The sequence below is a fragment of the Acidimicrobiales bacterium genome, from assembly GCA_040219515.1.
In the GTDB taxonomy this organism is placed as follows: domain Bacteria; phylum Actinomycetota; class Acidimicrobiia; order Acidimicrobiales; family Aldehydirespiratoraceae; genus JAJRXC01.
Window position 1 is genome coordinate 133,809 of sequence record JAVJSI010000013.1, and the last position, 15,486, is coordinate 149,294.

14 protein-coding genes are annotated in these 15,486 nt (G+C 68.9%); 12 read left to right on the top strand and 2 right to left on the bottom strand.

Annotated elements, in window-relative coordinates; genetic code table 11:
* The first annotated feature begins 24 nt into the window (after nucleotides 1-24).
* From RIB98_13020 to RIB98_13055, 8 genes are all read left to right on the top strand, one after another.
* Nucleotides 25-2,643, top strand: coding sequence for a hypothetical protein (locus RIB98_13020; protein MEQ8841895.1), 2,619 nt, complete (start codon nucleotides 25-27; stop codon nucleotides 2,641-2,643).
* A gap of 44 nt (nucleotides 2,644-2,687) precedes the next feature.
* Nucleotides 2,688-3,695, top strand: coding sequence for an LLM class F420-dependent oxidoreductase (locus RIB98_13025; GenBank protein MEQ8841896.1), 1,008 nt, complete (start codon nucleotides 2,688-2,690; stop codon nucleotides 3,693-3,695).
* A gap of 9 nt (nucleotides 3,696-3,704) precedes the next feature.
* Nucleotides 3,705-5,468 carry an SLC13 family permease gene (locus tag RIB98_13030; GenBank protein MEQ8841897.1) on the top strand — a complete coding sequence of 588 codons (1,764 nt, stop codon included), beginning with the start codon at nucleotides 3,705-3,707 and terminating at the stop codon, nucleotides 5,466-5,468.
* A gap of 65 nt (nucleotides 5,469-5,533) precedes the next feature.
* Complete coding sequence (locus RIB98_13035; protein MEQ8841898.1) at nucleotides 5,534-6,187, top strand: hypothetical protein; 654 nt, start codon at nucleotides 5,534-5,536, stop codon at nucleotides 6,185-6,187.
* Nucleotides 6,184-6,774, top strand: coding sequence for a class I SAM-dependent methyltransferase (locus RIB98_13040; protein ID MEQ8841899.1), 591 nt, complete (start codon nucleotides 6,184-6,186; stop codon nucleotides 6,772-6,774). The genes RIB98_13035 and RIB98_13040 overlap by 4 nt, the downstream gene beginning before the upstream one ends.
* A gap of 43 nt (nucleotides 6,775-6,817) precedes the next feature.
* A complete protein-coding gene (locus tag RIB98_13045; protein MEQ8841900.1) occupies nucleotides 6,818-7,657 on the top strand; it encodes an SDR family NAD(P)-dependent oxidoreductase in 840 nt (279 codons plus the stop codon).
* A gap of 8 nt (nucleotides 7,658-7,665) precedes the next feature.
* The gene (locus RIB98_13050; protein MEQ8841901.1) at nucleotides 7,666-8,415 is read left to right on the top strand and encodes a 3'(2'),5'-bisphosphate nucleotidase CysQ; all 750 of its coding nucleotides are present in this window, start codon (nucleotides 7,666-7,668) and stop codon (nucleotides 8,413-8,415) included.
* 10 nt (nucleotides 8,416-8,425) lie between these two features.
* Entirely contained in the window at nucleotides 8,426-8,782 is a 357-nt protein-coding gene (locus tag RIB98_13055) for a hypothetical protein (protein MEQ8841902.1), read from the top strand.
* A gap of 32 nt (nucleotides 8,783-8,814) precedes the next feature.
* Here RIB98_13055 and RIB98_13060 read toward each other — a convergent pair whose 3' ends face one another.
* Nucleotides 8,815-9,819, bottom strand: a complete 1,005-nt coding sequence (locus RIB98_13060; protein MEQ8841903.1) for a Gfo/Idh/MocA family oxidoreductase — start codon at nucleotides 9,817-9,819, stop codon at nucleotides 8,815-8,817.
* 46 nt (nucleotides 9,820-9,865) lie between these two features.
* On the opposite strand from RIB98_13060, the gene RIB98_13065 reads away from it, so the two are divergent.
* Nucleotides 9,866-10,414, top strand: a complete 549-nt coding sequence (locus RIB98_13065; protein ID MEQ8841904.1) for a nuclear transport factor 2 family protein — start codon at nucleotides 9,866-9,868, stop codon at nucleotides 10,412-10,414.
* A 21-nt stretch (nucleotides 10,415-10,435) separates the two neighbouring features.
* Nucleotides 10,436-11,659, top strand: a complete 1,224-nt coding sequence (locus RIB98_13070; protein MEQ8841905.1) for a DUF3048 domain-containing protein — start codon at nucleotides 10,436-10,438, stop codon at nucleotides 11,657-11,659.
* A 32-nt stretch (nucleotides 11,660-11,691) separates the two neighbouring features.
* Here the strand turns inward: RIB98_13070 and RIB98_13075 are convergent, their stop codons facing one another.
* Nucleotides 11,692-12,891: an acetyl-CoA C-acyltransferase gene (locus RIB98_13075; protein ID MEQ8841906.1), complete on the bottom strand. Its 1,200-nt coding sequence runs from the start codon at nucleotides 12,889-12,891 to the stop codon at nucleotides 11,692-11,694.
* Between the two features lie 237 nt (nucleotides 12,892-13,128).
* Here RIB98_13075 and RIB98_13080 point away from each other — a divergent pair, with 237 nt between their 5' ends.
* Together RIB98_13080 and RIB98_13085 are read left to right on the top strand one after the other, a co-directional pair.
* Nucleotides 13,129-14,301 (top strand): acyl-CoA dehydrogenase family protein, encoded by a 1,173-nt coding sequence (locus tag RIB98_13080; protein MEQ8841907.1) that lies wholly within the window; start codon nucleotides 13,129-13,131, stop codon nucleotides 14,299-14,301.
* A gap of 2 nt (nucleotides 14,302-14,303) precedes the next feature.
* Nucleotides 14,304-15,443 carry a nitronate monooxygenase gene (locus tag RIB98_13085; protein ID MEQ8841908.1) on the top strand — a complete coding sequence of 380 codons (1,140 nt, stop codon included), beginning with the start codon at nucleotides 14,304-14,306 and terminating at the stop codon, nucleotides 15,441-15,443.
* Nucleotides 15,444-15,486 lie beyond the last annotated feature (43 nt).

Below are 15,486 nucleotides of genomic sequence, written 5' to 3' on the forward strand. Positions count from 1 at the left end.
CCCGCTATCCCGAGAGGCCCTGCGATGACGACGCCCGAGGAACTCGCCGACCGTCTCGTCGCGCTGGCGTCGGAGGTGCTGACCGACCTCGAGGCGAATCACGCTCCTGGTCTCGAGCTGCCGGCGGTCTTCGGCGGCTACGTGGTCGGTCCCGATGCTCGCGCCGACCTCGCGTTCACGCTCGGCCTGCTCCACGGCGAAGGCGTCGAATCGGTGGCGGGCATCGATTGTGCGTCGGTCGCCGTCGAGATCGTCCGGCGCCTCGACGGCCCGGCCACCCACAGCTTCTACTCGTACCGGGCGGCCGAGACGCTGCTGCGGCTGGGCGGCCTCGACGACAACCCTCGCCTCGCCGGGTGGAGCGACGCCGACATTGCCAACGTCGAGGCGGCCATCGACTCGTCGTCGATGTTGGCGATGCTCGACGACGGCAAGTTGCCGAGGAACTACGCGGTCGTGCTCACCCGTTGCGAGATCGCCCGCCGGGCACTCGGCCGGCTTCCCGCCGACCATCGCCTCGACGAGTTGCTCGACATGCTGCGCGACCTGTTCGACGACCAATCCCACGGCTGGTGGGACGACTTCGGGGGTGCCAACTACGACATGTACACACCCGACGTCTATCTGTTCGCGGAGCCCTTCGCCGACGAGCTCGGCGACGGGTACCGACGCGGCCTGACTGCGGTGATCGACGACCTGGCCGATGTGGCCACCCCGGGCGCCGCGGTCGCGTGGGGGCGATCGACCGGCGCCCTCGGGCTCGTGATGAACGTCGAACTGGGCGCGACGTCGGCGGGCCGTCGGATCGGCGGCGACGTGGCCGGCTGGCTGGGCAAGGCGGACCTGGCGACGAATGCGCTCGCCGAGTGGTTCGAGGGTGGCGTCGTGACGGCCCATCAACACCGGATGACGATGGGCTACCGCGGGCCGGAACGGCGTCTCCAGATGACGCTCGACCTGTTGGGGAAGCTCGTGCAGGCGGCCCACGAGCTGCGCGGTGCGGCCGACCTCACCGCCTCGACCCCGGCCGACAGCTATCGACCGGTCGACCGGTTCGTGCGCTTCGAGGACGAGCGAGCGGCGGGGGTGTGGACCCATCGCGGCGGCGGCCTCGAATTCGTACTCCCGTTCGTCGGGGGAATTTGGGGGGACTACACCTGTTCGCCGCGGTGGCCGGGACGCTTCGAGGTGGCCGTGGACTCGGGCCGTCACATCTCCTGGCTGCCGGTGGTCCACGCCGACGATGCCGTGCGCACCGTCCACGGGGCGCCCGACAGCGTGGTCCACGACGACGGCACCGTCACCGTCGTGCACACGGACTTCTCGACGCTCGATTTCGGCGCGGGGGACGCGGCCAAGGTGCCGGTCGCCGGTACGCGAACGGCGACCTACCGGATCGAGGGACGTTCACTGGTGATCGAGGACTCGATCACGCTCGCACGCGACCCCGCCACGATCGACGCGGTGGTCGTCGACATCCCCGAGGTCGCAGGTCAGCCCCTGCAGGTCGAGTTCACGACAGCGCATCCGCACACCTCGACGGTCGTCGACACGAGCGGCATGCAGGTCCATCGCTCGTTCTGGAACGAACACGCTCGCACTCATGAGCTCGTGATCGAGCCCGCCTCCCGCATCGACTATCGATGCCGGATCACACCGCCGTTGCGCGTTGCGAGCACGGCTCTCGGTCACTGGTACGACCGCAGCCTCTGGGGTCCGCTGGGTGATCGGGTGGTCGAGGCGGCTGCGCCACTGCGCGACCCGATGGCGCTCGCCGCGTTCGACGTCGTGCACGTGCACTGGCCCGAGTGGACGAGCGGTCTGCGTCCCGACGACGCCCGTCGAACGATCGCGACACTGCGCGAATCCGGGGTCACGATCTTCTGGACACAGCACAATCGGGTGCCCCACTTCGCCCAGGATGCCACCGAGCTCTACGAGATCTGGGCGGCGGCCGCCGACGTCGTCGTCCATCACAGTGACCACGGCCGCGCGATCATGGAGGCGCAGTACCGCTACGGCGACCACACGGTGCACGCGGTGATTCCCCACGGCCACTGGGGTCACATGCTCGAACCGGCGCGCCCCGCCGGTGGGCGCGAGGAAGCCGAGGAGTTGTGCGGCATGTCGCCCACCGGACTGCGACTCGGCATGGTCGGCGCACCCCGGGTCCAGAAGGACACGCAGCTGGTGCTCGACGCCGTCCACGCCAGTGACCGCGACGACCTCGAACTCTGGTGCTGGTCGCTCTCCGACGAGGACGTCCCCGATGATCCCCGGATCCACGCGGTGCCCTACACGATGACCGAGCACCACGTCTACGCGCAGCGGCTCTTCACGCTCGACGCGCTCGTCCTGCCCTTCAGCGAGGGAATGCTCACCACCGGCACCATCGGCGACGCCGTCGGCGCGGGAGTGCCCGCGATCTGTTCGTCGTGGGGCTACCTGCGCGAGGCGATGGGCGATGCCGGGATCTACTACGACGACAGCCGTGAGGCGCTCACCGCCTGCATCGACGACCTCGATGTCGAGCGACTGGCGACCGCGCGGGCAGCCATTCCCGAGCGGCAGGCCGCGCTCGCCTGGGGACCCATCGCGGAAGCGACGTTCGCGCTCGTCGACGGCGTGGTCGCGGCCCGCTGATCCAGGTTTCGGTTCGGTGCGGTTCAACGGTTAGCGTCGCCGACATGGAACTTGGGTACACATGGGGCTACTGGACACGGGCGATGCCCGAGAACTTTCTCGAGCTGAGCATCGCCGCCGAGGAGGCCGGGTTCGACTGCATCTGGTCGGCCGAGTCCTGGGGGTCCGACGCGTTCTCGCCCCTCGCCTACATCGCCGGCCACACCGACCGGATCAAGCTGGGCACCGGCGTCGTGCAGCTCTCGGCTCGCACGGCAGCGGCCACGGCCATGCACGCGATCACGCTCGACCACCTGTCGAACGGACGCGTCATCCTCGGGCTCGGTGTCTCCGGCCCCCAGGTGGTCGAGGGGTGGTACGGCATGCCGTCCCGCAAACCCCTGGCCCGCACCCGCGAATACGTCGAGGTGCTGCGGCAGGTGTTCCGGCGCGAAGGCCCCGTCGACTTCCAGGGCGAACACATCCAGATGCCCTATCGCGGCGAGGGGTCAGAGGGATTGGGCAAACCGCTGAAGGTGATGACCCATCCGCTGCGGGAGATCCCCATCTGGATCGGCGCCGAAGGTCCGAAGAACGTCACCCAGACGGCCGAGATCGCCGACGGCTGGATTCCGCTGTACTACTCGCCGTTCCGGCCCGAGGTCTACGCCGACCAGCTGAAGGACGCCAAGGACGGCTTCCAGATCGCCGTCAACGTGTCGGTCAACGTGACCGACGACATCGAGGCCGCGCTCTACGGCACCAAGGCCTCGCTGGGCTTCTACATCGGTGGAATGGGCGCCAAGGGTCAGAACTACCACACGAAGCTGATGGCCCGGATGGGCTACGAGGAGGAGGCCTACAAGATCCAGGACCTCTTCTTCGAGGGCAAGCGTGACGAAGCCATTGCCACGGTGCCCACCGAGTTCGCCGACGAGATCTCTCTGGTCGGCCCGATCGAGCGCATCCGCGATCGCCTCCAGGCCTGGGAGGAGAGCCCCGTGACGATGCTCAACGTCTCGGCCCGTGATCCCGAGCACATGCGTCTGCTGGCCGATGCCATCAAGGGGTAGCGTCACGCGGTGAGCGCGGACGAGTGGATCACCATCGCGGTGCTCACCGCGACCTTCGGGTTGCTGGTCCTCGACCGTTTTGCGCCCTCGGGCACGGTGCTGGCCGCGACGGTCGTGCTGCTGCTCGCCGATGTGATCGATGCTCGCCAGGCCTTCGCCGGGTTCTCCAATCCGGCGCCGATCACCGTTGCTGCACTGTTCGTGCTCGCCGCGGGCACCCAACGGACGGGTCTGCTCTCCGCGGCGGTCTCCCGCCTGCTCGGTCGGCCGCGCCGGCGCGGTGTCGCCCACGCCCGGCTGTTGCTGCCCACCGCCGGCGCGAGTGCGTTCTTCAACAACACCCCGCTGGTGGCCATGCTGATCCCCGACGTGGTCTCGTGGTCGAAGCGCAACGGGCGTGATGCGTCGCGCTATCTGCTGCCGCTCTCGTATGCCGCGATCCTCGGCGGGACGCTCACGGTCCTCGGCACGTCGACCAACCTCGTCGTGTCCGGCCTGCTCGAGGACACCGGCGAGGATGCCCTCGGGGTCTTCGAGTTCGCGAAGGTCGGCGCCCCGGTGGCCCTCGTCGGGATCGTCGTGCTGTTCGGCGTGTCGATACCGCTGCTCCGCACGCGGGTGACGGCCTCCGATCAGTTCGATGCCACCGCTCGCGAGTTCCTGATGGAGATGCGGGTCACCTCCGACCCGTCGATCGCCGGTCGTACGGTCGAGGACGCCGGACTCCGCGGCCTCACCGGCGTCTATCTCGTGCAGATCCGGCGGGGGAGTCGGTCGATCGCGCCGGTGCCGCCCGACGAGCTGGTGGAGGACGGCGACGTGCTCGTGTTCGCCGGGGAGGTCAGCAACGTGCTCGACCTCCAACGGATGCGCGGCCTCGAAGGAATGGATCACGAGACCGTGGCCACCCTCGAGGTCGCAGGCCGTCGCCTCTACGAGGTGGTGGTCGGACGCATGTCGCCGATCGCCGGTCACACCCTGCGAGAGGCGGACTTCCGGGCTCGCTACGACGCCGCCGTGCTCGCCGTGCATCGGGCCGGGCACCGGCTCGACGCGAAGCTGGGCGATGTCCGGCTCCGGCACGGCGACACGCTGGTGGTCGTCGCCGGGGTCGACTTCCGGAGTCGCTGGTCACAGGGGCCCGACTTCCTGGTCGTGGCGGCGCTCGACGCCCCGCCGCCGGCGGCCGGATCGAAGGCACCGGTCGTCGCGGCGACGGTGTTCGGCTTCGTCGCCCTGTCGGCCATCGGGGTCGTCTCGACGATGGAGGGGGCCCTGCTCGCGGCCGCGGCGATGATCCTCACCCGGGTGTTGACCTTCGACGAGGCGAAACGCGCGGTCGACATCGACGTGGTGCTGTTGATCGGCGCGGCGTTCGGCCTCGGCGCCGCCGTCGAGCAGAGCGGCCTGGCGATGAGGATCGCCGACTCCTTCATCAGCGGACTCGAGGGATTCGGCACGTTCGGGCTCGTGCTCGGGATCGTGCTGACCACGTCGGTGCTCACCGAGATCATCACCAACAACGCCGCCGCCGTCGTCGTCCTGCCGATCGCCCTGGCCATCGCGGGGCCGGCCGGCATCGACATCCGCATCATGGCGATCGCGGTCGCCGTCGCGGCGTCCACGTCGTTCCTCTCGCCGATCGGCTACCAGACCAACACGATGGTCTATGGGCCGGGTGGCTATCGGGTGGCCGACTATGTCCGTTCCGGTCTGCCCCTGAGCCTGGCCGTGCAGTTGACCATCGCGACGACGGTCACGGTGCTCGCCTGAAAGGACCCGCGGCGGCCCGCAATTGGCAAGGTTTCTGTTGCGAAATATCCGCTACCCTCATCGGCATGAACGAGCCTTCCGGGATCGGTGACGCGCAGCGACGCATCGTTGATCATCTGAAGCGCGCCGGCGCCAGCACGACGCTCGCGATCGCCGATGCGCTGGGCGTCACCACCCAGGCAGTGCGGCCGCAGCTCGTCGAGCTCGAGGAACGCGGCCTCGTCGTCTCCGAGACGCTCTCCACCGGCACCCGCGGACGCCCGCCGGTCGGATGGGCGCTGTCGACGCTGGCCATCGAACTCTTTCCCGATCGTCACGGCGACCTCACCGTCGAGCTGCTCCGGACCATGCGGGCCGAGCTCGGGGAGGACGCGATCGACAAGGTGCTCGCGGCCCGAGATCGCGATCATCTCGCCGAGCTCGAAGGCCGGATGGCGCCGCTCGACGCAGACGACATCGGCGGGCGAGTCCAGGTCCTGGCCGAACAGCGCACCCGTCAGGGCTACATGGCCGAAGTCGCCCGCGACGGCGACGACCTCGTGCTCACCGAGCACCACTGCCCCGTGTGCGCAGCGGCGACCGAGTGTCAGTCGCTCTGCCGAAACGAGCTCGAACTCTTCCGCGCCGCGATGGGCGACCGCGCCAGCGTCGAACGCAGCGAGCACCTGCTGGGTGGCGATCAACGCTGTGTCTATCGCATCCGCACCCGTCGCCGATGAGTCGCTGGACCGACCGCGACGACGTCGTGCGCGGCGCCGACTACGACGCGCGGTGGAAGGCCATGGCGGCGGCCGGCCAGTCCGTTCACGGCGAGGCCGACCTGGTGATGCGGCTGCTGGGCGACGCAGTCGACGGGCCCGGCGCCCGGGTACTCGATGCCGGCTGTGGCACCGGTCGGGTGGCGATCGAACTGGCCGCTCGGGGCGTCGACACCGTCGGGGTCGATCTCGACGAGCCGATGCTCGCCGAGGCGCGGCGCAAGGCGCCGTCGGCAACATGGCTGCTCGACGACCTGTCGACGGTCGACGCCGGCGACCCCTTCGATCTCGTGGTCATGGCCGGCAACGTGATGATCTTCGTGGCGCCCGGCACCGAGGGCGCCGTCGTCGCCAACCTCGCCGATCACCTGCGACCCGGTGGCCTGCTCGTGGCCGGTTTCCAGACCGGCCACGGGCGACTCGGCGTGGCCCGCTACGACGAACTGTGCATCGCGCAAGGCCTGGTGACTGTCGATCGGTGGTCGACCTGGGACGGCGAGCCCTACGCCGGCGGCGACTACGCCGTCTCGGTGCATCGAAAGTCCTGACCCACGTTCGTTGGCCGCCGGCCGAACGTGGGAGGATCGCTCAATGGAACACTTCGAGAACCGCACTGCGGTGATCACCGGAGGAGCCGGTGGCATCGGGTTGGCGACCGCTGAGCGACTCGGTCGCGAGGGCATGAACCTGGTCATCGGCGACATCGAGGAACGGGTTCTCGTCGCCGAAGTGGCCCGTCTGTGCGCCGATGGCTTCCGGGCGATCGGCGTCGTCACCGACACGGCCGACTACGCGTCGGTGAAGGCGCTGGCTGCCGCGGCCGCGGCGGAGTTCGGTGACGTCCACCTCCTGTTCAACAACGCCGGCGTGGGAGGCGGAGGGCCGATGCTCGACCCCGACGACATGGACGCGTGGGAGTGGGTGCTGGGGGTCAACCTCTTCGGGGTCGTCCACGGCATCAAGGCGTTCGGGCCCGCCATGCTGGCGCATGGTCACCCCTGCCACATCGTCAACACGGCGTCGATGGCCGGCCTCCTGCCGACGCCCGGCCTGGGCGCCTACAACGCCTCGAAGTCCGCCGTGGTCGCGATCAGTGAGACCCTGGCGCTCGAGAACGCGCAGACCGATCTCGGTGTGTCGGTGCTGTGCCCCGGCTTCGTCCGCACCGGCATCGCCGACAGCGATCGCAACCTCCCCGAGCACATGGCCTCGCAGCGGGAGGAGCCGAGCGAGGAACAAGAGTTGATGAGGGCAGTGGTGCGCGACCTCGTCAACGGTGGCATCGAGGCATCGGAGGTGGCCGACCGTGTGTTCGACGCCGTCCGAGCGGGCACCTTCTACATCCTGCCCCATCCCCGGTTCGGGCCGCAGGTGGCGGCGCGCTCGGCCCGCATCGTCGCGGGCGAGCACCCCGTGAGCTGGGCTCTCTGAACCACTCGATGGCTGACTCCTCCGATCACGCGCTGGCCGCGCGTGTTGCGACCGACACCGGCGACCTCCTGGTCCGGCTGCTCGACGACCCCGAGGCGAATCGGGGAGGCTGGAGTTCGATCGAGTACACGGGGGATCGCTCCGCCCACAACTTCATCATGAAGGAGCTGTCGCGGGAACGGCCCGACGACATCGTGCTGTCCGAGGAGGGGCGCGACAACCCGGCGCGGCTCAGCGCCGACCGGGTGTGGATCGTCGATCCGCTCGACGGGTCCAGCGATTTCGGTTGGAGCGACCATTGGGCTGTCCACATCGCGCTCGTGGAGAACGGCAAACCCACGGCCGGCGCGGTCGCGGTGCCCGGTTGGGAGACCACCTGGGCGACCGAACCGACCCCGGAGCCGATCATGTCCCGCGTCGGCGAGCGGCCCCGTATTCTCGTGTCGCGCTCGCGCCGCCACATCGACGGTCGCCGGCTGGCCGAAGGGCTCGGCGCCGAGGTGTTCGCCGTCGGCAGCGCCGGGGTCAAGGCGATGGCCGTGGTGCGCGGCGAGGTCGATGCCTATGTCCACGGCGGTGGGCTCTACGAGTGGGACTCGTGTGCGCCGGTCGCCGTGGCCGAGGCGGCGGGGTTGGTCGCATGCCGACTCGACGGCAGCGAGCTCTGGTTCAACAAGGACGACCCGTGGTCGCCGGGCCTGGTGATCTGCCGGCCCGAGTTGGCCGAGGGCATCACCGACGTGATGACGAGACGATGAAGGCGAGACGATGAAGGTTCGCTACACGTCCCGCTCGCTCGAACGCCACGTTGCGGCGACGCGGGAGCAGACCTGGTTCGCCCTGCTGGCCGAGCTCGAACGGCGGACGGGCGGCGACGACGCCCTGGTCGAATCGGTACTGTCCCTCGAGCCGCCGTGGCGGCGGTGCGCCCGTGTCGTCGGGCCGATGCCGCTCGAGTTCTACGAGGGCACCTTCGTGCTGCGAGACGACGGCGACGAGTGCCACCTGTCGTGGGGGGTGGTGGTCGATCCCGAACCCACCGACGCCGGCTGGGCCCATCTCGAGGCGGCGATGACCGCGACGGGCGCGCTCATGGATCGAGTGGTGGCGGCCGCGGCTGATTGATGGAGCAGCTGGTCGAGGCAGCAGAGTTTGATTCAGCCGCGGGCGAGTTCGGCCGCTCGCAACGACAAGCCCGTGACGGCGAGCGAATGGGCGGTGGTGACGAGGGTCTCGGTGCCGTTGCGCACGTCGTCGAGCACCGTCGACGCCCAGGTGAGGTCGTCGCCCGTACAGTCGATGCGCTCGACGCCGACCCGATCGACGACGATGAGGTGGTCGCCGCCGGCGGCGCCCCCGGGATCGATGTTGGACCGCACCTCGATCGTGCCGGTGTCGCCGGTGATCATCAGGCGGACGTCACCCCAGGTGTCGAGTCCGTCGGGTGTGAGCCAGTCGACCTTCACATAGGCCGAGCCGGTGCCGCCCTCGAGCATCAGTTCCCCGAGCATCTCGGGATGCCGGCCATCGATGGCCGGCGTGGCTCGGGCGGCCACCACGGTGAGGTCCGCCGTGCCGAGCAGACGGGCCGCATGATGGATCTGATGGCTGGCCAGATCGGCCAGCATCGACCCCGACTGCATCGGGTCGTGGAACCAGTCGGGTCGGGCCGGGCCGAGACGGTGCGGCCCGAGGCCGAGCACGTGACGGACGGTGCCGATCCGACCTTCGTCGACGAGACGGTCGGCGCGGACGACGGCGCGACTGGTGAAGTGTTCGGTGAAGGCAACCCACCATCGTCGACCGGTCCGGGCGGCTGCGGCCTCGATGACGCGGAGCTGGTCGTGCTCGATGGCGGCCGGCTTGGCGACCAGCACGTCGGCGCCGGCCTCCATCGCGGCAACGGCGTGCCCGGGCCGTGAACTGGGAACCGACGCAACGATCGCGACGTCGGGGGCCGCGGCGAGCGCGGCATCGAGGTCGAGCATCGCGACGTCGGGGAACAGCGCGGCGAACAGGCCATCGTGCCGGCCGGGTGTGTCGACCCAGCCGATGCACTCGGCCCCGGCCATCAGCAGATCGGCCGTGAGCTGGATCGCATGGGGATGGGCCACGCCGATCACGACGAAGTCGACGGACGTCGCGTGGTCGGTGTCCTGCACGGTTCGAACGGTAGCGTCCGTTGAACTGTGGATGGGAGAGGGAGTCGTGCCGAAACCGATTGATGCCGTCGAGCGGTTGATCGCGACCGAGGACATCCGGCAGCTGGCCTTCCGGTACGCCGATGCGGTCGACCGTCGCGATCTCGACCAGCTGGTCGCGCTCTACCGACCCGACGCCCGCTTCGGCCCGCACGGCGAAGGTCCCGCCGCCGCGAAGGCCTTCTTCCGTGAGTCGCTCTCCACGATCGGCATGGCGGTGCTGCTCGTGGCCAACCACCTGATCGACTTCGAGGACGCCGACAACGCCACCGGCACGGTGTGGGCCCACGGCTTCATCGATGATCACCGCGAAGGCTTCATCCAGCAGCTCATCAAGTACGACGACCGCTACGTCCGCGTCGACGGCAGGTGGTGTTTCACCCGGCGTCGGCATTCTCTCTGGCTCGGCTGGAAGCACGATGAGGCGGCGCCGCTGGCCCAGCCGGCGGCCGAGTGGCCCGCCCGGCAGGTCGGCCTGGGCTCGATGCCCTACGACGACCCGGCCTGGCAGGAGTTCTGGTCGGATCGGGGCGGCCCGATGACAGCTTCGGAGTGAATCGCCGTAGCGTGTCGCGCCATGCGTACGCGACTTCTCGCGGCGCTCGTTCTCGCCGCCGTTCTCGCCTCGTCCTGTGGTGACGACGGCGATGCGGCCGACACGAGCGCCGACGAATCAACCACGACCGCCAGCTCGACCGACACCGGTTCGACGACCACGACGGACCTCGTCGGTCCACCGACCACACGAGGTCCCGCCCCCACCGTCACCGTGGAGCCCATCGGCGAGCTCGGCGGCATCGCCGTGCTGTCGGGCGAACCCGCCTATCGCGGCGTGCTCGGTCAGGTCGACATCGACCGCAACATCGTGGCGCCGGTCGCTCTCCCGCCCGAGGCTCCCGCGGCCGATGGCATCGCGCCGCTGACGGGTCTCCCGGTCGCCGACCAGGGGATCGCCGACCGGCCGGCGGTGCTCGTGAAGATCGACAACACCGACAAGGGCCGTCCCCAGGAAGCGCTCGGCCAGGCCGACATTGTCTACGAGGAGATGATCGAGGGCGGCTTCACCCGGCTCGCCGCGGTGTTCCACACCAACGCCCCGGCGATCGGCCCGATCCGCTCGGGCCGCACCACGGACATCGCCTTGATCAACTCGCTCAACACGCCGGTGTTCTCGTGGTCCGGTGCCAATCTCGTTCACGCCGCGCTGCTCCGCCGTCAGGAGATGGTCGACCTCGGTGCGCAGAGTCGCAACGAGTACACGCGGGCCAGTGATCGGCCCGGCACCTACAACCTGATGAGCGATGCCCAGGCGCTGCTCGACATCGCGGCCGAACGTGAAGAGGGCGGCGCCCCGCCCCCACACTTCGAGTATCGAGACGAGACCATCGGCCTGCCCGAGTCGGCCGAGCCGGCGTCCACCGTCACCGTCGACTTCCCGTCGGTCACCGCCACATGGGATTGGGACGCCGCCCTCGGGGGCTGGGCCCGCACCCAGGACGGCACCGAGCACGTCGATGCCCAGGGTGAGCGGGTCGTCGCCGCCAACGTCGTCGTGGCCGAGGTGCGAGAGGTTCCGACCGGATCCGTCGACACCGCGGGATCGACCGTCTACGAGCAGCAGTTCCTGGGCTCCGGACGCGGCTGGGTGTTCACCGATGGCCACGTCGTCGAGGTCACGTGGACCAAGCCGAGCCTGCGCTCGGTCACGACCTGGACCACCCCCGACGGCGTGCCGGTGGCCCTCGTCCCCGGCATCACCTGGATCGAACTCGCCCCGGAGGACGGCGTCACCGTCGGCTGATCAGGGCACTCGCCGGTCAGGGGTTCCTCGGGTCACAGCTTCTGGAGCAGGGTGCCGGTGCCGAGCCCGCCACCGCAGCACATGGTGACGATGCCGTACTCGATGTCGCTGCGCTGCATCTCGTGCACCGCCTTGGTCATCAGGATCGCGCCGGTGCCGCCGAGCGGGTGACCGAGACCGATCGCGCCGCCGTTGGGGTTGACCGTGTCCATGTTGGGCGAGAATTCCTTCTCCCAGGCGAGCACGACCGAGGCGAACGCCTCGTTGATCTCGACCACACCGATGTCGTCCATGGTGAGGCCGTTGTCGGCCAGCAACTTCTGCGTGGCGCCGATCGGCCCGGTCAGCATGAGGACCGGGTCGCTGCCGACGAGACAGGTGTCGACGATCCGGGCCAGGGGCTTCAGACCGAGTTCTTCGGCCTTCTCGCTGGTCATCATCAGCACGGCCCCGGCACCATCACTGATCTGGCTGGCCGAGCCGGCGGTGTGGACGCCGTCTTCGCGGGCCACCGGCTTGAGACCGGCGAGCACCTCGAGGGAGGTCTCGCGGATACCGCCGTCGGCGCTGACGGTGACCGACTCGCCGGTGGGCTTGCCGTCGTCGTCGAGCACGGGTACCTGGATCGGCACGATCTGGGTGCTGAACGCATCTTCGGCGCGGGCCTTGGCGGCGAGTTCCTGACTACGCAGACCGAATGCGTCTGCGTCCTCGCGGCTGATGCCCCACTGGTCGGCGATGCGCTCGGCCCCTTCGAACTGCGAGGTCCACTCGTAGTTCTCCCAGTAGCGGGCGTTGACGGGGACCCCGGTGGTGTCGGGATCGGGGATCGTGGCGCCCATCTTGATCTGGCTCATCAACTCGATGCCGCAGGAGAGCGCAGAATCGACCACGCCGGCCTTGACCATGGCGTAGGCGAGATTGGTGGCCTGCTGGCTGGAGCCGCACTGGGCGTCGACCGTGGTGGCCGCGACCTCGAGGGGAAGTCCGGCGGCGAGCCATGCGTTGCGGGCGACGTTCATGGTCTGCATGCCGACCTGGCCGACACAGCCGCCGACGACCTGACCGACCTGGGCCGGGTCCATGCCGGTGCGCTCGAAGATCGCCTTCTGGACATCGCCCAGCAGGTTGATGCTGTGCATGGTGGACAGCTCGCCGTTGCGCTTGCCGATCGGGGATCGCACGGCATCGACGATGACAACATCTCGCGAGGAGGGGGCGGTTTCGTTCATGGTTCCATCGTACCCACAAGTTAGCGATCGTTCACATTTCCCGTTTCGACGACAGCGTTGCAACGGGGGTCAGACCCCCGTTGCGGTTTCTTGGGGTCGGTTCGCGACAGTTGGGACGGTGGGGTCTGACCCCAGTGTCCCAACTTCACGGCGGTGCCGGGACCCAGGAGCGATCGGCGGCGCCGTCTGCCGCGAAGAAATGTGAACGTTCGCTAACTTGTCGGTTAGCGTCGGTTCATGGACTTCGACCTGCCGCCCGAGGGTGATCCCCGTCGGCAGACGCTGCGGTCCTGGCTCACGTCGAATCCGACGCCGACGGCCGACCAACTCCTCGAAGCCGGACTGATCGTGCCGCACTGGCCCGAGCCCTACGGTCTCGATGCCGACCCGCTCCATCAGCTGATCATCGACGAGGAACTGCGCCGAGCCGGTGTGCGTCGACCGGTGAATCCGATCGGTATCGGGTGGGCTGCGCCGACGATCCTGCTGGAGGGCACTGAGGAGCAGAAGTCGCGCTATCTGCCGCCGCTGCTCACCGGCAAGGAGTTCTGGTGTCAGCTGTTCAGCGAACCGGAGGCGGGGTCGGACCTCGCGAGCCTTTCCACCCGGGCCGAGCGCGACGGCGACGAGTACGTGGTGAACGGCGCCAAGATCTGGTCGAGCTTCGGTCACCGGTCGGCGTTCGGCATCCTCATCGCCCGCACTGATCCCGACCAGCCCAAGCAGCAGGGCATCTCGTACTTCATCTGCCCCATGGACCAGCCGGGTCTGACGATGCAGCCGATCATCGACATGACCGGCATGCATGCGTTCAACCAGGTGTTCTTCGATGACATGCGTCTCCCCGCCGAGAACCTGGTCGGCCGGGAGAACGACGGCTGGCGGCTCGCGAAGGTGACGCTGGCGAACGAACGAGTGTCGTTGTCATCGGCGGGATCGCTCTGGGGCAACGGACCGAGCGCAGCGGATCTCATCCAGCTCGTGGTCGATACCGGCGGGACCGTCGACCCGGTGATGCGCCAGCGACTGGCCGCGCTGCACGCCGACGCCGAGGTGCTTCGACTCAACCGACTGCGCACGCTGAGCAGCAAACTCCAAGGACGAACCCCCGGTCCCGAGGCCTCGATCCAGAAGGTCATGGCCGACGAACACGGGCAGGACGTGATGGCGGTCGCGAAAGCCCTCGCCGCCACGGCGGGGATGCTCCGGGGCTCCGGCCCCACCGGGCCGACCGGGCAGGTCGACGGGGTCTGGCACTACGGCTACGAGTTCGCTCCGGCCCTCACCCTCGGCGGTGGCACATTCGCCGTACAACGGAACATCATCGGCGAGTCGGTCCTCGGGTTGCCCCGCGAACCCGACGCCGAAGAAGGTCTCACCTGGGCGGAGGCCCGGAGAAAGCGAGTCTGATCGTGCAGAACGCCGTCACCCGAATGCTGGAGATCGAGTTTCCGATCTTCGCCTTCAGCCATTGTCGCGATGTCGTCGCCGCGGTCTCGAAGGCAGGGGGCCTCGGCGTCCTCGGCGCCGTGGCGCACTCGGCCGAGGGCCTCGACATCGACCTCCAGTGGATCGAGGACGAGATCGGCGACAAGCCGTACGGCGTCGACCTGATCATTCCCGCCAAGTACGCGGGCGATGAGGGTGGCGGCTACACGACCGATGACCTGGTGAAGATGATCCCCGCCGAGCACCGTGAGTTCATCGACGACATCCTCGCCCGCTACGAGGTACCGCCGCTGCCGGAGGACGAACAGATGCGCCGGCGGGGTATGGATCGTGGTGGCGCCGCGCCGTTCTCGGCCAACGCAGCAGGTCCCCAGCTCGACGTGGCCTTGGCCCACCGCACCGCATTCGTCGCCAACGCGCTCGGCCCTCCGCCGCAGCACATGATCGACGCCGTGAAGGGTGCCGGGCGCATCGTCGGCGCGCTGGCCGGCCGTCCGTCGCACGCCGAGGCCCATGAGCGGGCCGGCGTCGACGTCATCATCGCCCAGGGCTCCGAGGCCGGCGGTCACACGGGCGAGATCGGCACGATGGTGCTCATCCCGGAGATCGTGGACGCCACCACGTGTCCCGTGCTCGGCGCCGGTGGCATCGGCCGCGGTCGTCAGATGGCGGCGGCCATGGCCCTCGGTGCCCAGGGTGTGTGGTGCGGATCGGTCTGGCTCACCACCGACGAGGCCGAGACCCATCCCGTCGTGAAGCAGAAGTTCCTGGACGCGACGTCGGCCGACACGATCCGGTCACGATCGCTCACGGGCAAGCACGCCCGCATGCTCAAGTCGGCGTGGACCGAGGAGTGGGAGCGAACCGACACGCCCGATCCGCTCGGGATGCCGCTGCAACCGATTCTCACCGCCCAGGCCCAGCGTCGCATCGACCGGGCCTCGCACAACGCCGGGTCCGGTGCGGAGAAGCTCGCCAACTACTTCGTGGGCCAGATCGTCGGCAACATGAACCAGCGGACGTCGGCCACCGCGGTCGTCATGGGCATGGTCGAGGAGTTCATCGACACCGTCGAGGGCCTGAAGGGCTACCTCGACTACTGAGCCCGCCCAACCCATGTCCAACTTGAGGCGAGTTCACCACCGC